Origin of the sequence: Streptomyces sp. HUAS MG91 (assembly GCF_040529335.1) — a bacterium.
GTDB lineage: Bacteria > Actinomycetota > Actinomycetes > Streptomycetales > Streptomycetaceae > Streptomyces > Streptomyces tabacisoli.
The window spans coordinates 521,475-538,772 of the sequence record NZ_CP159534.1 but is presented as its reverse complement, the minus strand read 5'-3'; the positions used below and the strand labels follow the sequence as shown (position 1 = coordinate 538,772).

The following is a 17,298-nucleotide window of genomic DNA, read 5'->3' as shown; positions in this document are numbered from 1 at the left end:
CTCCGCTGCTGCCCCTGCTGCCCCTGCTGTCCCTTGAAGAAGCACAGGAGATCGTGACGGTCCGGGGCGCAGTCGTCAACGGCAGCGCCCCGGACCATGAAACGGCCCGCTGGCTGCTGGCCAACCTCGCCGCCCGCGTGCCGTCACGCGACTAGCGGCTCCGGCCGCCCGGGCGGGGGCCGCAGCGGGAACCGCACGTCCCTGCAACGAGCCGGGAACGCCCGGACAGCACGGTCATCCGCTGCCGAAGGCCCCCCTGCGCGCCGTAGGCGCTCGCCCGATCGAGGGCACCCTCCACGCTTCCCCTGTTCTCCGCCTCAAGTGTCTGGGAGATTCATGCCGACCGAACTCGCCTGGAGCGCCGCTGTCGTGGCGGCTGCTCTGCTCGCTCTGCCCCAGCCTCCGACCACATCCACGGCGGCGGCCGCCGCCAAGTGTGTGGGCGGGGCGAAGGACTCCCGGGGCCGTTCAGCCGTCGACGGCCGGGAGGTGCGCTGGGAGGACGAGACCAAGTTCAACGACGCCTACCGGCACGCGCACAAGGCATGGAGTACGCATGGGCTGTCCCAGGTGAAGTTCAGGCCCGACAACGCCAGCTCAATCGCCGACCTCCAATGGCAAGACGTCAACAGCACCCGCGACAACTTCAAGGGAGTTCTGGGCCAGTACGCCCCGCACCCGGGCGCTGACACCCTCTACCTCAACCGCGCTTATCTCGACCGCGGAAAGCGCTACGGGGACGACATGTACCGGCGGATGGTCGCCGCACACGAACTCGGCCACGCGCTCGGTTTCTGCCACAAGAACCCGGACTGGTATCCCACGCTGATGGCCAAGGAAATCGACGATGTCCCAACCAACGCCCAGCCCACCTCCAAAGACCGCGCCAATTACCACAAGCTGTGGGGATGAACAGATGACCCGCACCAGACTCACCGTCCTCGCCAGCACGCTCGCCCTGGCCGCCACGCTCACAGGCGCCGGCTGGTGGGGGCACCAGCAGTGGACGGCTGCCTCCTCCCCTCCGGAGGCGCTGACGACCTATGATCCCGACAACGCCGACGAGGTGTCCCGGATTGCCGACGACGTCTTCACCGCCACCGTCCTCGACGACGAAGACACCCGGCAGATCAACGACATCGACTGGGACATCTACCGGGTACGGGTGAGCACACCGCACAAGGGCACCCTGCACGGTGCCCTCGAGGTCGCCCTGCAAAACGGCAGCACCAAACTCGTGAACGGGCACGCCTACGTATTCGCCACCTTCACCTTCCACGACCTCCGCGACATCCACGGCCAGGTCACCGAAACCACCCCACAACCCGCCACCAACCGAGCCGTCGACACCTGGCATCAGGCTGCCGCCCACGCAGCCTCTCAGCGCGCGAGTGAGTGAGGCTTGGCGGCGGCGTTCGACGTGGGCGTGCTCGATCGAAGCTGGCTCATCGTCCGTCGGTACTCACTCGAGGAAGGCATCGTGGAGGCGGTAGCGCCACCCGGCAGCCGGAGTGGGATGGTGCGATAGCGGCCACGCTTCATCGCAGGGTCGGGCCGTCGCTCGTTGTCCGTTCAGAGGTGCTGCTGGAGCAATTGTCAATTCCTGTGGATCACCGCGTGGAGCCTTGAGGGGCCCGCAGCCAATGATCGAGGACTGCGAATAGCAACGGATCGGCGGTGCGCTCTCCCGGGTGGCGCCCGTGCCGGAACTCTTCGTGGGGCGGTCACGAGGGCCGTTGTCACAGGCGATTGGCAGGATTGCGGCCATGAATGTCACTCCTGTCACTCCGCCACGGCCGATCGACGTTGCCGCCGTCTTTCCCCAACTGGCTCCGCTGGCCCGCACGGCGACCCGCCTGCACCCCCGTCCTGGGGCGCCGACGTGGCACGACAGCTCGATCGGCGGGCCGCTGCTGTGGCCCGCTGAGGAGCCGTGGCCGCAATGCGAGGAATCGCACGTGGTGGATGGCATCAACCCAGCCCAGTCCCCGGCGGATCTGCGGCTGCAGCGACGTATCTTCGCCGCCTCGCACGGCCGGGACCTGACTCCGGAGGAACGGGAGACTCTCGAGCGGATCCGGCCGCCTCGGACGTATCCGGTGAGGCTGGCTGTCCGGGCGTACGACGGCCCCATAGCGATGCTGCCCGTCGCGCAGCTGTACGTAAGGGATGTGCCCGATCTGAGCCCGCCGGAGGGCAAGGACCTGCTGCAGGTTCTGTGGTGCCCCTTCGATCATCCGATCATGCCCAGGACCCTGCTCTTCTGGCGTTCGGCAGCCGCCGTCACCGGCATTCTCGACACGCCCCCCGAGCCGCCCGCAGTGCAGTTCGACGGCTATCTACCGGAACCGTGCGTTCTTGAACCGGAGCAGATCACCGAGTACCCCGACCATCTGGAGCTGAGCGAAGAACTGCAGGAGCAGCTCCAGCAGTGGAGTGTGCCGCAGGCCGCAGAGGAAGACATGGACCCGGACACGTACTACGACTGTGTGCTGTCCAACGCACCCGGCTGGAAAGTGGGTGGCTGGCCCGCCTGGAACTCCACCGACCCCAGCCCGCAGCCCTGCTCCGAGTGCGGCACCGACATGCAGGTCCTGATGACCGTCGCCACGTTCGAGGAAGGGGACGACGCCGGGAACAGCTGGTCTCCGCACCCCCACCCAGGTGCTGGACCGTACCCCGGCCACCGCGGCTACAACGCGACCGGTGTCCAGATAGGCAGTGGCTACCGCCAGCACCTGTTCGTCTGCCCGGCGGAGCCCGAGCACCCGCACATCGAGTTGATGACGTAGCCCTCAGCGTGCAGCAGGGGCGTCGCGGTGCGGGCATGCGCTGAGCGCGTCCCGGTGAGCTTGCCGGTCAGTAAAGTCGACGTCCAGGAACAGCAGGGGGCGTTACTCGCGCTCACTCATGCCGCGGCGTCCTGCTCACGCTCGACCAGGACGCCGCGTTCGAAGCGGGCGCCATTGCGGACGAGGGCAACGAGATGGGGTGCGGTGATCCCGCGCCAGCGGGCCTGGGCGGACTCGGCGAGCTTGAACACCACCGCCAGGGCCGCGGCCGGGCTGCGGGCGCCGCGGGTGACCTTGGTCCGCAACTTCACCGTGCTGAAGGTCGACTCGATCGGATTCGTCGTGCGCAGATGGACCCGGTGAGCGCGTTTCATCTTGGCGTTGACCTGGCCAGATGAAGCGTGAGGACGGCTCGGACGAGGTCGGTGATTCGGTTGGTGCTGCATCGGATCTTGCGGAGGACTCGCCAGCCCTTCAGCGTGGCAACGGCCCGTTCGCCGACGCAGCGGATCTTGGCGTGGGTGGTGTTGTAGCGGCGCTGCCATCGCTTGAGTTTCCGGCCGCGGATCGGCACCCGGATGAGTTTGGTCGCCAAAGTGCACAGCTCCTGACTCATGCTGGGAGATTGCTGACCTGAGAGCCCACAGCATGGTCCTGACCTGCGGCCGCGCCAAACCAGGGCACTTTGATCAACATTCTCATCGGTACCTCCCGGTGACGTGAGCCGTTGCTGCTCTGATCCGCATCTTTTCTGGCAGCGGGACCCAGGCCTTGATGACGTCAGTATCGGTCGACGGGCGGTGTCAAGCACCTGCTGGTTTGTGGATACACGCCGAGACCGTGGGCCGCACCGGACTGGCGCTCAGTGCGGGGCGGCGAGCGGGCGAGGAGCGGGCCGGGCGCCTGGACCGGGGCGGCCCACGTCGCCTGCCGACCGGAGAGCCATCCGCACCAACGGCGAGGCCGCGTTCGAGTGACGTTGCGGTGGCTTGGCGAAGCGCTGCCCAATAGTCGTATTTGTCCTGCCTAGGTTTGGTGCGGGCGTCTCTGATGACGTGTCAGCGGACACGCGCATCACACGGAGTCGCATCTCGATCGAGCCCAGGGAGAGACGGGTATATGGGCAGGTTGCACAGGAGACGACCACGAGCGCGCACCGTCGTGGCGTTGCTGCTCGCGCAGGTCGCGCTGGTGACGGCACCGGCCATGGCGGGACCGGATCCGGTTCCGTCCGCGTCCTCGGCCGGCGCGTCCGGCAGGCCGTCGAGCACGGCGTCCGCGTCCCCGTCGGCCTCGCCCTCCGCCACGGGCTCTCCCTCGCCCTCCCCCTCGTCGCGGCACCGCTCGCCGTCCGCGACGAAGGAAAAGCCGAAGGAGAAGCCGAAGGGCAAGAGCAAGGGCGCAGCGGGCAAGGGCAAGGCCGCGGGCAAGCGGGCCGCCGACACGGCTCAGCTGACCGTGAGCAAGGAAGCGGTGGATGTCCCGGATCCGCTGGTGCCCGGCTCGGAGTACACGTACCGCATCACCGTGTCCTGCTCCTCGCTGACCGAGGCGTGTGTGAGCGCGGCCATGGAGGACACCCTGCCGCCCGGCCTCGAACTGGTGACGGTGCCGTCGGACGGCGCCAACTACACCATCGACTACGACCAGCAGACCGGGAAGATCACCGCGAACTTCACCGAGTCCCTGCCCACGCCGCCCAACCCCCCGGGGTCGTTCGGCCTCGCCGCGGGCGGCTCGCAGGACATCCTCATCACGGTGCGCGTGCCCGAGGACACCGACCTCAACGACGGCGACGCGATCACCAACACGGCGAAGGCGGACGCCGACAACGCCGCCCCGGTCGAGGACTCCGACACCCAGACCGTGCACGTGCCGCGCCGGCCGATGGTGATCGGTACGAAGACCTGGAGCCCCTCGTCCACCGTGGCGGGCAGCGGCGGCGAGTCGAAGATCTCGCTGGGCGCCGCGAACACGTCGTCGACCTCCACCGACGTCAACGCGATCACCATCTCCGAGACCGACCCGGACCTCTTCGACAACTTCGACGTCACCCAGGTCGGACCGGTCACCCGCATGCCGGACGGCGCCGACCAGGTGCAGGTGTCGGTGTGCGTGAAGCCCGGCGGAGGCTGCTCCCCGAGTGAACTGATCACCGGCCCGGTCGGTCCCGGCCCCGACGTCATGCTCCCGCCCGGCGTCGACCCCGCCGACATCACCGGCATCGTCTACACGTTCTCCAACTCCGCGGGCACCCCGCTGCCCGCGGACCCCGAGGGCGCCAAGGTCGACATGACCGTGGAACTGCGCGACGAGAACCGGTCCACCGGCGACGCGATCGACCCCAGCGACCGGCAGACCGTGGAGAACTGCGCGAGCCCCGGCATCGACTTCCGGCTCCGCCGCGACCTGGACGGCCCGGACGCCTGCGCCGACCACGACATCCTGCCCAACGTCGCCTCGATCGACCTCAGCAAGAAGTTCTTCTCCGACACCGACGGCGACTGGCAGGCCGACGGCACCGCCGTCATCGGGACCGAGCCCGGCATCACGGCGACGGTCGACTCCAAGAACACCTCGCCGTTCCCCGTCAGCGAGATGACCATCACCGAACCGTCGGATTCCGCCGCGAGCGAGTTCGACAAGACCGACATGACGCAGGCCCGGCTGCGCTTCCCGGCCGGTGCCACCGACGCCACGCTCACCGTCACCTGCCGCGACGGCACGGTCCTGCCGCCGCAGAACTTCACCAACCCGCCCGCCACCCAGACCACCGACCTCGGCTGCCCCGGCGGCGGGCCCGCCGCCTCGATCTCCGTGACCTACCGCGGCACCGACGCCACCGGCAAGGGCACCATCGAGCAGAACGCGACCGCCGGCCTCGACGTGCACGGCACGCTCAACGACCAGGCCGACGAGGGCGACGCCGAGGACGGCGTCAAGGACTGCGCCGACGGCTCGGCCGCCAACCCCTCCAACGGTTCGGGCAGCGCCGCGGGCAACGTCTGCACCAACCTGAACGTCGAAGTGCCGCGCAAGGACGGCCAGGGCACCAAGGACGCCTCACAGACCTCGGTCCCGCCCGGCCAGCCCGTCACCTTCGGCATCGGCCTCACCAACCGCGGCAACGTACCGCTCGACGGTCCCGTCGTCGTCAGCGACCCGGTCGACCCGACGGCCGCCCCCAACCCGTTCGACTCCGTGCGGATCACCTCCGTCACCCCGAAGGTCACACCCGCGAACCTCGCCTACGACCTCGAGGTCTACGACCCGGACGCGAACGCCTGGGTGGCCTACGACGCCGGCGACGCGGCGCTCCTGGAGCGCGCCAAGGGCGTCCGGATCGTCGTGCCCGGCGGCCTTCCCGTGGGCGCCTCGGTGCACGCCGACATCACCGTGCAGCTGCGCGACGGCGTGCCCAACGGCACCGTCATCAGCAACTGCGCCGCCGCCACCAGCGACGGCGCCGCGCTGGGCGACAACTTCTGCTCGCAGAACGCCACGGTCGGCGACGCCAGTTCGGAGGCGTCCCTCAACAAGGCGCTGAGCCCGTCCACGGTGACCCGTCCCTACCCGGGCAGTCCGGCCGCCGACGTGCACGCCACCCTCACGGTCGTGAACAAGGGCAACGTCAACCTCCACCAGCTCGTCGCGACCGACTTCGACACCGACTTCTTCGACGCCGTCGACTTCGTCTCCCTGGACGGCGTCTCCTTCCCCAAGGGCGCCGACCAGGTCAAGGTCGACGTGTGCACCGCCCGCTGCGGCACCGCGAACCCCGAGATCGTCGAGGGCACCTGGACCGGCAGCGACACCCCGGGGCTGCCCGCCGGTGTCTCCGCCGCCGACGTCCAGGGCATCCGCGTCACCTTCCGCTCCGAGAACGGCGACGCCATCGTCCCCGTCGAGGGCAGCCCCACCTTCGACGGCGCCTGCAAGACCGCCTCGGTCTGCTTCACCGTCAAGCCCCGCCAGACGCTGCGCTCCGACTCGTCGAAGACCATCCCCGACCACCTCGAGGACACGGTCACCGGCAGCGGATCCAGCGACAAGCACGGCACCTTCACCATCCCGCCCGCCGACGCCGACCTGAACATCACCGACGGCGACCCGAAGCTGTACGTCGAGAAGACGAAGGACGCCGTCGTCCAGCCCGGTGTCTCCCAGCCCTTCACCCTGACGGTCAAGAACACCGGCAACGCCCCGATCGACCCGCTGCGCATCTCCGACCCGATCCCCGCCGACCTGGTCGTCGACGAGGACTTCGCCGGGAACAGCGGCTACTACTCGATCACCGTCACCACTCCCGACGGCACCGCCAAGCCCGCCAAGGTCGACTTCACCGCCGACCGCAACGCCAACGGGAAGATCACCGGGCTGCACTGGGACTTCCCCGACTGGGTGATGTATCCCGGCGCGACCGTGACCATCACCTTCCACGTGAAGCTGCGCGGCGGCGTCGAGGCCGGCACCAAGATCCCCAACACCTTCGGGGCCGGTTCCCCGGGCCACGACGTGCCCTGCGACAGCTCGTCCCCGCGCCTCGGCGAGGTGGACGACGACCCGGCGTACGGAGACGGCCACTACTGCACCTCCAGCGCCACCCTGACCACCGAGGCCGGCACCGCCTTCGACGCCGACAAGTGGATCACCGGCAACGCCGACCTGGGCTTCTACAACTCCCTGACGGGCGAGTACATCCCGGTCGGTGACGCCCGCTGCCCGAACCTCGTCTCCGGCGGCGCCACCTACACCCGCTACCCCTGCACCGCCCTGGTCCTGCCGGGCCAGAACTACCGGCAGCTGATCACCGTCGACAACATCGGCACCAACCCGGCCACCGACTACGACCTTCTCGACGTCCTGCCGTTCGTCGGCGACACCGGCGTCCTGCTCGGCGAATCCGACCGCGGCACCGAATGGGACCCGCGCCCGCGCCTGGCCGGCCCGGTCACCCTGGACGGGCCCGGCACCCTCGGCGCCGAGTACACCACCACGCCGCAGCCCTGCCGCGACGAGGTGCCCACCCCGCGCCGCAACTGCGCCGACGCCACCTGGTCCGGTGACTGGACGGCGGACGACACCGCCTTCTTCACCCACATCGACTTCGACGGCGGCCTGGCCCCCGGCGACGGCTTCACCCTCAGCTTCCCGATGTCCTCGCCGACCGACCTCACCGACAAGGGCTCCCGCAACGACCTCTCGCTCGCCTGGAACTCCTTCGCCAACAAGGAGACCGTCCAGGTCGGCGGAGGCAGCGTCACCCTGCCCGTCACCGAGCCGCCCAAGTCCGGCATCGGCATGGTCTTCGGCACGCTGCGCGTCGACAAGACCGTCACGCACGCCCCGAACGGCGACACCACCGGCCCGTACGGCATCGAGTACGACTGCGTGGTCACCCCGGACATCGGCAAGCCGGTCAGCGTGCGGCACGGCACCGGGGAGATCACCCCGGGCAAGCCGTTCACCGTCACCGACGTTCCCGCCGGCGCCGTGTGCCGCGTCTGGGAGACCGACACCGACGGCGCGACCAGCGACCACGCGGGCGAGGCCAACGCCGCCTCGGTCACCATCCGGCCCGAGACCACCACGGACGCGCCCAGCGTCGTCGACGTCACCAACGACTACCCGCAGCGCTCCCTCGACATCGTCAAGAAGGTCGAGGACCCGTCCGGCGCCGACCACGGTCCCTTCACCATCGACGTGGACTGCACCTGGCGCGACAAGGAGCTCGACGGCTTCCCGCGTCACCTCACGTTCGACGGGGCCGGCCGTCAGCGCATCGACGGCCTGCCCGTCGGCGCCGAGTGCACGGTCACCGAGTCCGGCACCGACGGAGCCGACAAGGTCGTCGTCACCGCACAGCCCGACGCGGCGGACGACGCCGGCGACGACAGCTCCGCCACCGTCGTCCTGCGGCCCACCGGTCCCGCGCAGGCGACCGTCACCAACACCTACGACAACCCTCCGACCAGCCCGTCGCCGAGCCCCAGCGGGCACACCCCGCCCCCTGGCGGCCACGGCAAGCTCCCCGACACCGGCTGGTCGTTCGGCCCGGCGCTGGCCGTCACCGCGGCCATGCTCCTCGCCGGACTCCTCCTGACCGGGTTCACCGTGCGCCGCAGGTCCCGCAGGCACTGACCTCGCACACCGCCTGACGCACCTTCTGAGAGGCATGCTCCGCCCGGAGCATGCCTCTCCGTCGTCCACCCGCTCAACTGCCCCACCTCGAGGAAGCTGTAGACACGCGCGGCCCGAACTCCATAACATAAAGAACGTTCTGATTGTTGGGTCCGCCTGCGCGTCCCGGGACACGGGACGACGCCACGGGGGCTTCCGTCGATGGAGAGGCGTGTATGACGAACGCGCTCGGTTTTGCCCGCTTGCGGTTGGTGGCGTTGAACATTGACGGTGTTCTGCTCAACGACACCTTCAGCCCGGTCATCCACCGCTACATCACCGGTCACGGCGCCGACTACACGGCGGACGTAGAGCGGACCGTCTTCTCCCAGCCGCAGAAGGTCGCGGGGGAGCGGATGGCAGACGTCCTGGGAGGCGGACTGACCGGCCCGCAGGCGCTGGCCGCGTACTTCGAGGAGCGGGAGAAGTACCTGCGCGACCACCCGGTCACCGTCCAGCCCGGAGCCGTCGAGCTGCTCACCAGGCTGCGTGCGCTGGGGCTGCGGACCGTCTGCTACGGAGGCCTGGCCAAGGCCCACTTCGACCGCTTCCTCGGCGAGCACGCGGCCCTGTTCGACGGACCGGAATACGTCTGCACCGACGCCATCCGTCCCGGGCTGCGTGAGATCACCACCGACGTCTTCTCGCTCGAACACGACCAGGCCCTGTTCGTCGACGACGTCGCGAGGGTGGCGGAGGCCGCGCACACGCACGGCTTCCCGTTCATCGGTTTCCCCACGTCCTTCGAGCACAGCTTCCAGGGGCACTTGATGAAGGAGGCCGGTGTGCGCCACCTGATCCGGTCCCTGGACGACATCGACGAGGCCCTGCTGCGCACCCTCGACGAAGAGTCCGCCACCGGCACGCTGTGGGAGAACTGAATGCTGAACGGCAAGGTGGTGATGATCACGGGCGCCTCCAGCGGCATAGGGGCCGCGGCGGCCGAACTGTTCGCCGCCCAGGGCGCGTCCGTCGTGCTGATGGCGCGCCGCAAGGACCGGCTGGCGGACATCGCCGGGCGGATCCGCGCGGACGGCGGCCGGGCGCTGGACGTGACCGGCGATGTCTGCCGCGAGGAGGACGTCGAACGCGCCGTGCGCGAGGCGGTGGAGAACTTCGGCCGGCTCGACGCGGCGTTCAACAACGCCGGCTTCGCCACGGCCGGCGTGCCGTTGCACGAGATCGGCACCGATGTCTACGAGCGCACGATGGACGTGAACGTGCGCGGCGTCTGGAACTGTCTCGTACGGCAGATCCCGGCGATGCTGGCGGGCGGCGGCGGAGCGGTGGTCAACACCTCCAGCGTCGCCGGTGTGGCCGCCACCGGTGCCTCCGCCGCGTACGTCGCCGCCAAGCACGCGGTCATCGGGATGACGAAGGCCGCCGCGGCCGACTACGGCCGGCAGGGGGTGCGGGTCAACGCCCTGGTCGTCGGCGCGACCAGGTCCGAGATGATGCAGCAGGTCATCACGGAGCACCCGAATCTGGAGAGCGCCTTCATGGCGGAGTCGGTGCAGCACAGGATGGCGGACCCGGTCGAGATCGCCCGGGCCGCCGCCTGGCTGTGCAGCGACCAGTCCTCGTTCGTCACCGGTGCCGCCGTCCCGGTCGACGGCGGTGCCACGGCCACGGCCTGACCGGCCGACAGGTTCCTTTCATGGTGTCGGCCCGGGCGGGAATCCCCGCCCGGGCCGACACCGGCGCGCGCTCTACGAGTGGATCGACCGTCCCTCGCGCTCGGCCCGCTCGCGCCGGGCCTGCGTATGCGGGAAGACGTGCCGGTTGTCGACGCTCCACTGGATCGACTCGTCGCCCCGGGCGGTGCTGCCCGAGAAGCGGGGCGCGACCTGCTCCGCCAGCAGTTCGTAGCTGCGCTTCGTCTTCTCGAACGAGGCCCAGTTCATGGCGTAGACGAGGAACGTGCCGAAGCCGCCCGTCTCCTCCCGCAGCCGCTGGATCGCGGCTGCCGCGTCCTCGACGGACCCGACGATCGCGAGGCCCTTCTCCACGCCCGCCTCCAGCTCCTGGGAGCGCTTGACGCCCTCCATGCTCGTGGCGACGTCGAACCCGGCGGCCTTGCCCCAGTAGTCCCAGAGCCACGTGGAGAAGCCCTCCCGGACGTCGCGGTAGGCCTCCTCACGGGTCTCGGCGATGTACAGCGGAGCCACCACACGCCACTTGGAGCGGTCCATCGTGTTGCCGTGCTCCTCGGCCGACTCCTCCGCGTAGCGCCACTGCTGCGCGAGATCGACGGCCGGCGCGCCGGGCGGGGGAGCGCCCCAGGAGACCAGGCTCAGACCGAACTGGCCGGCCACCTTGGGGCTGTTGGCCGATCCGATGCTGGAGATCGCCATCTCGATGCCCGGCTTGCTGTAGCGGGGCAGCTGCATCTTGGCGTCCTGCAGCACGAACCAGTCGCTCTTGGCGCTGACCCGCTCCTCGCCGTTGACCAGCTCCTGGACCGCGGGGATCGCCTCGCTGGCCATCCGCTTGAGCTCGTCCTGGTCGACGCCGAACTGGTGGGCGTCGTTGGGCGTGGCCCCCGGCCCCACCCCGAGGATGTACCGGCCGCGCGACAGGTGGTCGAGCATGATGGCCCGGCTCGCGACGTTGTACGGGTGGTGGAAGGGCAGCGGGACGACGCCGTTGGCCAGCTTGATCTGGCGGGTCCGCTCGGCGGCCGCCGCGATGAAGGTCTCCGGCGCGCCGATCGTCGGCCAGGCGAGGGAGTGGTGCTCGCCGAACCAGCACTCGTCGTAGTTCAACTCGTCGAGGTGCTCCACCAGTTGCAGGTCGCGGCGGATGGTCAGGTGCGGGTCCTGGCCGGGCGCGTGCAGCGGTGAGAGGAACGCTCCGATTCCGGTGTGCAAGGTGTCTCCTCGGCTTGGCGTGGGGGATCAGGGGCGGGACGGGGTGACGCCGGGTCAGGCGGGGTCGGACACACCCGGAATGGCGAGGATCTGGTCCAGGCGCTCCTCGACGGTGCCGGTGACGACGTGCACGGGGATGTCGAGGGTCTTGAGGATGTCGAGCATGAGCTCGTCCGACAGCGTGCGGAAGCTCTCGCTGATCGGGTCGACGCCCTCCGGCAGCGGGAACTCGACGGGGGTGTGGATGAACACGTCGTAGCCGGTGCGGGCGTGCTCCTTGGCGAGCAGGCCCAGCTGGTCCACGACCTCCTCGAAGAGCAGCGTGCGCGGGTCGCGCACCGCGCCGGCCAGGGTGTCGGTCGGCTCGGGGAAGCGGCCGACGGCCAGCCGGACCTTGCTGTACACCCACTCGTGCAGCGCGGAACCGTCGGACAGGAAGCCCTCGGGGTGCGCGGCCTCCTCGACGGCGCGCTCGGTGAAGCGGCGCACGGCGAGCTGGACCAGCTCGGCCTCGTTCGTCTCCTCCAGGGCCTTGGGCGTGCCGCCGGCCGGGTCGCGCATGGCGCTGCCGTGGGTGCGCGCGAGGCCGAGCTTCGTGGACAGTTCGGTGGTGAGCGTCGTCTTGCCGTTGCCGTACGCGCCGACGAAAGCGATGCGCATGTGGGTACCTCTCGTAGGTCGAAGTCGATGTCGTGGCGGGGGAGTGGGGTGTCAGGCGGCGTCGGCCATGCGCTCCAGCTCGTTGCGGGTGTCGAGCTGCGCGTACTCCTCCTCGGCCCGGGCGATGGCCTGCTCGATGGTCATCACCTGCGGGAAGTCGAAGATCTCCACGATCCGCGCCAGCCGCTCGGGGATCGTGCCGCCGACGATGTGCACCGGGATCTCCAGCTCCTCCAGGGTGTCCAGGAGCAGCTGCTCGGCGAGCTGGCGGAACCGCTCGTTGACCGGGCGGTGCCCGTCCTCGACGATCGGGAACTCGATGGGCAGGTGGACGAACGCGTCGTAGTTGGCCTTGGTGTGCTGCTTCGCCGGTATCGCGATCTGCTTCATGACCTCGGCGTAGAACCGGACGTCGTCCGGCATCTGGACGTTGTCGAGGTCCACGGACTCGTTCGGGTTGATGCCGACCTTGACCCGGACGTTGGCGTACGACCACTCGTGCAGGGCCGAGCCGTCGGAGATGTAGCCATCCGGCAGGTGGCTCTCGGCGACCGCGCGGCCCTGGATGCGCCGGCTGATCAGCATGATCAGCTCGGCGCCGTTGCACTCCTCGAGCGTCTTCCCCGGGAGGGAGATGGGCAGCAGCTCGCGCATGGTGGGGGCCGCGGTGCGCGGGATCCCGGTCAGGTGGGCGATCGCCATGCTGGTGATCGTCTTGCCGACGGAGTAGGTGCCGGAGATGGACAGGTTCACTGATGCTCCCGTTGGAGTCGTGAGGGTCGGAACGAGGAAAGGGGGCGGGGCGAGGCGTGGAACAGGTCGTCCACGCGACGGACGGCGCACCGTGCGTTTCGGCCCTCGCGGCCCACGTGAGAAGCATGGCAACGGCCCGCTGAGGTGCCCAGACTCCGGATTCAACAGTGTTGGCGGGCCAGCCGTCGCGCACACCATTGCCCGCACCAACAGCGTCCCGGACAAGAGGAATCGGCCGGGACGGGGCGTGCCACGACACGAAGCGGCGCCGGCCGCGATCGTCACGCTGGACGATCGCGGCCGGCGCCGCTTCGTGTGCTTCGTCTCCTACGGGCGCGGGGTGAAGGCGGGATGGCTGTCGGTGAGCCCGTTGAGGACCAGGTCCCACACGTCGGCCAGCGCCTCCACGGGCGCGGAACCGGTGCCGGGAAGCGCCGACTCCTCCAGGCCCGAGACGAGATGCCGCGTCAGTGTCGTCACGGTGTCCGAGGTCACCCCGGGTTTGAACTCGTCGTCGCCGCGGGCCTGTTCGACCAGCCGGCGGACGCTGGGCAGCCAGCTGTCGCGCCAGTCCTCCCGTCCAGGGACGCGCTCACGGGTCAGGCGCGCGGACGCGCGGACCGTGGCCTCCGTCGCCAGGAGCTCGCCCAGGGTGAGCGTGATCCGCACGATGCGCGGCAGCGCGGGCTCCGGCTCGCTCTCCGACCCGTCCGGCCCGCGCGGTGCGGCGATGCGCAGGACGGCGTCCCCGGCGAGGGCGGCGCCGTCGGCGTGGATCGCGTGCGCCAGGTCCATCTTCGTAGGGAAATGGAAGGTCAGGGCGCCCATGGTCAGGCCGGCCGCCTTGCTGATGCGCTGCAGGGACGAGCCGTCGTAGCCGAACTGGGAGATCTCCACCGCGGCTGCCTGGAGCAGACGCCTGCGTGTGCGCTCGGCCCGTTGCTGGCTCGCCATCATCATCTGTCTCCTTCGAGCCCCGGGGGCCTGGGACCGGCAGTGCCGACCCTGGCAGCAAACCGATTGATCTCTATGATTATTCAGCGCCCCGTCGAAGGTGCAAGTCCCGACACGAGCCGTGTCCGGATCTGAACAGAGTGAACACTCTCGTTTAAGGCCTGATGTCAGCGCTTCTGCGGTGTCGCAAAGTGCCTAAATCGCCCAAATCGAGGGCCTCACGTCACGAAACGTGTCTGGTTCCTGTGTGAAGCGTAGGTAAAAACGTAACGATCCCTCTGTTTGGAGTAGAGAAAAAAAAGATCGATCACTATCTTGTTGGTGAAGCACCGCGCCGGGACCGGGCGGGTGCCAGTTGATTCGCGGAGGAGGACGGCCACGATGACTGCCACGGGATCGTCGGCGACCCGTGTCGCGTTGTTGATGCGTGACGCGGGGCGCCTGGAAGCCGGCAGGGTTTCCCCCCGGAAGGGGGCCCAGGGCGTCGTACCCCCCAGGCCCTCCACCCTGAAGTTCGCCGAACTGGGCAGCTTTCTCGCGGCTCGGCGGGCCGAGGTGACCCCGGAGCAGGTGGGGCTGCCCGGCGGTGGCTCGCGCAGGCTGACCGGACTGCGCCGCGAGGAGGTGGCGATGCTCGCGGGGATCGGCGCCTCCTGGTACGCGTGGATCGAACAGGGGAGAGCGAAGAACGTCTCCCTGGAGATCCTGGAGGCCATCGCCCACGTACTGCGCCTGAACGAGGTGGAGTGCCTGCACATGATGCGGCTGGCCGGTTACGCCGTTCCGCGCAGGCCGCGCAACCCGGTCGACGACGACCGGCGCCTCGCCCTGCGGGTCGTCGACAGCTTCCTGTCCAAGCCGGCCTATTTCATGGACCGTTACTGGGACGTCCTCGCGGCCAACCGTCTCGCGACGCGGCTGCTGGGCTTCGAGGGGGCGCACCACAACTACCTGGAGTCGCTCTTCCTCGACCCGCGCGCCCGCGACCGGTTCGCCGACTGGGAGCGCGCGGCCGACGAGGCGGTGGCGCGATTCCGTACCCAGAGCGGCGAGTACCTCGGTGATCCGAGGCTGGCCGCGCTCACCCAGCACCTGCGCGAGGGCAGCCCCGTCTTCGCGGACCTGTGGGAGCGGCACCGTTTCGGTGACGGGACGCAGGTCACGCAGGCGCTGGCCCATCCCGACCTCGGGCAGGTGAGCCTGTCGCAGATCTGTCTCGACTTCGCCGCCCGCCCCGGACTCCAGCTCATCCTGCTGGATCCGCAGTCCGGCCCGGTGGCCGACCGTCTGGCGCGGTGGGCGCAGGGCGCCCCGCTGCCGGAGGCCGGGGTCCGGGTGCCGGCCTGACCCTTCCCACGTCCCGCCGGCGCAACGACGCGCCGGCCGGCGGAGCGATGCGCCGCGTCGTGCGGGCTCGCCCTTTCCCACCGGCCTCACCGCCACCCCTTCACCACCGGCTCGACCGATACGAACCGGACGGATCCGCGCCGTGCGCACCAGCCATCCCTCCCGAACATCCAGAGAGGTACACAGACCCATGACCGCATCGGGTACCACCCGCCGCCCAGCCCTGATCCTGGCTGCGCTGGCACTGGCCCAGCTGATCATCGCGCTGGACTACAGCATCGTGTTCGTCGCGCTGCCGGACATCGGCGAGGGGGTGGGCTTCTCGGGACAGCAACTGCAGTGGGTCATCGGGGCCTACGCCGTCGCCTTCGGCGGCTGCCTGCTGCTCGGCGGACGCCTGGCCGACCTGCTCGGGCGCCGTCGCATGTTCCTCACCGGGCTCGCCCTCTACGCGATCGCCTCGGTCGTCGGCGGCCTGGCCGCCGGACCCGGCCCGCTCGTGGCCGCCCGCGCCGTGCAGGGCATCGGCGGAGCGCTCCTCGCCCCGGCCACCCTCTCCCTGCTCACGACCACCTTCGAGGAGGGCCGCGAGCGCAACCGGGCCCTGGGCATCTGGGGCGCCACCGGCAGCAGCGGCATGGTCGTCGGCTCCCTGCTCGGCGGCGTGCTGACCCAGGCCTTCGGCTGGGAGGCGGTCTTCTACGTGAACGTGCCGCTGGCCCTCGGCGTCGGCCTGCTCGGCGCGCGTGTCCTGCCGGCCGACGCCCCGACCGAGCGGCGCCAGGGCTTCGACCTGCCCGGCGGCCTCTCCGTCACCCTGGGCGCGCTGCTCCTGGTCTTCGGCCTCGTCCAGGGCCCCGAGGCCGGCTGGGCCGCGCCCGTCACGCTGATCAGCTTCGTCGCCGCGGCGGCGCTGATCGTGGCCTTCGTCGTCATCGAGTCGCGCACCGCCGACCCGCTGGTGCCGCTGAAGGTCTTCTCGTACAAGAGCCTGCGGCTCGGCTCGCTCATCACCTTCATGTTCATGGCCACCTTCGGCGCCAGCGCCTACTTCCTCACCCTCGCGCTGCAGACGGTCCGCGACTGGAGCGCCCTCGCCACCGGCCTGGCGTTCATTCTGCCGTGCGCCTGCATCCTGGTGGGCTCCGTCGTCGGCGGCAAGCTGGCCACGGCGTTCGGCGTCCGCGGCACGCTCGTCATCGGCCTGGTGATCGGCGCCGTCGGCACCGCCCTGTTCGCCGCCTTCCTGGACTCCGGCTCGACCTACCTCCAGATGGCCCCCGGCATCGTCGTCTTCAGCCTGGCGCAGGGCGTCATCTGGACCGCCATGTTCTCGGCGGCCACGGCCGGGGTCGAGGAGCAGCTGCAGGGCCTGGCCTCCGGTCTCGCCACCAGCGGCCAGCAGGTCGGCGCCGCCGTCGGCCTCGCCGTCCTCGTCGCCGTCTCCAACGCGGTGACCGGAGCCGACCCCGCCCCGGCCGAACTGTCCGACGGCCTCCAGGCCGCCACGTACACCTCCGCCGTGCTCATCCTGCTCACCGTCGGACTCGCTCTCGCGCTGAACAAGCAGCCCAAGGCGGCGGACATCTCGCCGGTCGTGGCAGGTGGCCTGCCCGAGGAGTCGGTGGTGCCGGTCCAGAACATCTGACGCTCCATCAATCCTGACCGAGGCCCGGTGTCGAACCCGTCGACACCGGGCCTCGCGCGTGCGGTCCGCAGACGGCCCGCACGCGCCCACTCCA

At 69.8% G+C, this 17,298-nt stretch carries 12 protein-coding genes and 2 pseudogenes; 8 read left to right on the top strand and 6 right to left on the bottom strand.

Annotation, left to right across the window (positions count from 1 at the left end; all coding sequences use genetic code 11):
* The first annotated feature begins 336 nt into the window (after nt 1–336).
* The 3 genes from ABII15_RS02595 to ABII15_RS02585 all read left to right on the top strand — a co-directional run bounded on the left by ABII15_RS02595 (nt 337) and on the right by ABII15_RS02585 (nt 2,792).
* Nucleotides 337–912, top strand: coding sequence for a matrixin family metalloprotease (locus ABII15_RS02595; RefSeq protein ID WP_353940600.1), 576 nt, complete (start codon nt 337–339; stop codon nt 910–912).
* Between the two features lie 4 nt (nt 913–916).
* The gene (locus ABII15_RS02590; RefSeq protein WP_353940599.1) at nt 917–1,399 is read left to right on the top strand and encodes a hypothetical protein; all 483 of its coding nucleotides are present in this window, start codon (nt 917–919) and stop codon (nt 1,397–1,399) included.
* Between the two features lie 367 nt (nt 1,400–1,766).
* The gene (locus ABII15_RS02585) at nt 1,767–2,792 is read left to right on the top strand and encodes a hypothetical protein (RefSeq protein WP_353940598.1); all 1,026 of its coding nucleotides are present in this window, start codon (nt 1,767–1,769) and stop codon (nt 2,790–2,792) included.
* Between the two features lie 116 nt (nt 2,793–2,908).
* On the opposite strand, the pseudogene ABII15_RS02580 reads toward ABII15_RS02585, so the two are convergent.
* Both ABII15_RS02580 and ABII15_RS02575 read right to left on the bottom strand, forming a co-directional pair.
* A pseudogene (locus tag ABII15_RS02580) lies at nt 2,909–3,154 on the bottom strand (IS256 family transposase); the annotation flags it as partial.
* An 8-nt stretch (nt 3,155–3,162) separates the two neighbouring features.
* A pseudogene (locus ABII15_RS02575) lies at nt 3,163–3,372 on the bottom strand (transposase family protein); the annotation flags it as partial.
* A gap of 587 nt (nt 3,373–3,959) precedes the next feature.
* Between ABII15_RS02575 and ABII15_RS02570 the strand changes: the two are divergent.
* The 3 genes from ABII15_RS02570 to ABII15_RS02560 all read left to right on the top strand — a co-directional run bounded on the left by ABII15_RS02570 (nt 3,960) and on the right by ABII15_RS02560 (nt 10,609).
* Complete coding sequence (locus ABII15_RS02570; RefSeq protein ID WP_353940597.1) at nt 3,960–8,933, top strand: DUF5979 domain-containing protein; 4,974 nt, start codon at nt 3,960–3,962, stop codon at nt 8,931–8,933.
* Between the two features lie 215 nt (nt 8,934–9,148).
* Nucleotides 9,149–9,853, top strand: a complete 705-nt coding sequence (locus ABII15_RS02565) for an HAD family phosphatase (RefSeq protein ID WP_353940596.1) — start codon at nt 9,149–9,151, stop codon at nt 9,851–9,853.
* Nucleotides 9,854–10,609 carry a glucose 1-dehydrogenase gene (locus tag ABII15_RS02560; RefSeq protein ID WP_353940595.1) on the top strand — a complete coding sequence of 252 codons (756 nt, stop codon included), beginning with the start codon at nt 9,854–9,856 and terminating at the stop codon, nt 10,607–10,609.
* Between the two features lie 72 nt (nt 10,610–10,681).
* Here the strand turns inward: ABII15_RS02560 and ABII15_RS02555 are convergent, their stop codons facing one another.
* The 4 genes from ABII15_RS02555 to ABII15_RS02540 form a co-directional block, all read right to left on the bottom strand.
* Nucleotides 10,682–11,842 (bottom strand): LLM class flavin-dependent oxidoreductase, encoded by a 1,161-nt coding sequence (locus ABII15_RS02555; RefSeq protein WP_353940594.1) that lies wholly within the window; start codon nt 11,840–11,842, stop codon nt 10,682–10,684.
* Between the two features lie 54 nt (nt 11,843–11,896).
* A complete protein-coding gene (locus tag ABII15_RS02550; RefSeq protein ID WP_353940593.1) occupies nt 11,897–12,502 on the bottom strand; it encodes an AAA family ATPase in 606 nt (201 codons plus the stop codon).
* Nucleotides 12,503–12,553: 51 nt separating this feature from the next.
* Nucleotides 12,554–13,255 carry an AAA family ATPase gene (locus tag ABII15_RS02545; RefSeq protein ID WP_353940592.1) on the bottom strand — a complete coding sequence of 234 codons (702 nt, stop codon included), beginning with the start codon at nt 13,253–13,255 and terminating at the stop codon, nt 12,554–12,556.
* A 327-nt stretch (nt 13,256–13,582) separates the two neighbouring features.
* Nucleotides 13,583–14,215, bottom strand: a complete 633-nt coding sequence (locus tag ABII15_RS02540) for a TetR family transcriptional regulator (RefSeq protein ID WP_353940591.1) — start codon at nt 14,213–14,215, stop codon at nt 13,583–13,585.
* 375 nt (nt 14,216–14,590) lie between these two features.
* On the opposite strand from ABII15_RS02540, the gene ABII15_RS02535 reads away from it, so the two are divergent.
* Both ABII15_RS02535 and ABII15_RS02530 read left to right on the top strand, forming a co-directional pair.
* The gene (locus tag ABII15_RS02535) at nt 14,591–15,556 is read left to right on the top strand and encodes a helix-turn-helix transcriptional regulator (protein WP_353940590.1); all 966 of its coding nucleotides are present in this window, start codon (nt 14,591–14,593) and stop codon (nt 15,554–15,556) included.
* 190 nt (nt 15,557–15,746) lie between these two features.
* A complete protein-coding gene (locus ABII15_RS02530; RefSeq protein ID WP_353940589.1) occupies nt 15,747–17,204 on the top strand; it encodes an MFS transporter in 1,458 nt (485 codons plus the stop codon).
* Nucleotides 17,205–17,298 lie beyond the last annotated feature (94 nt).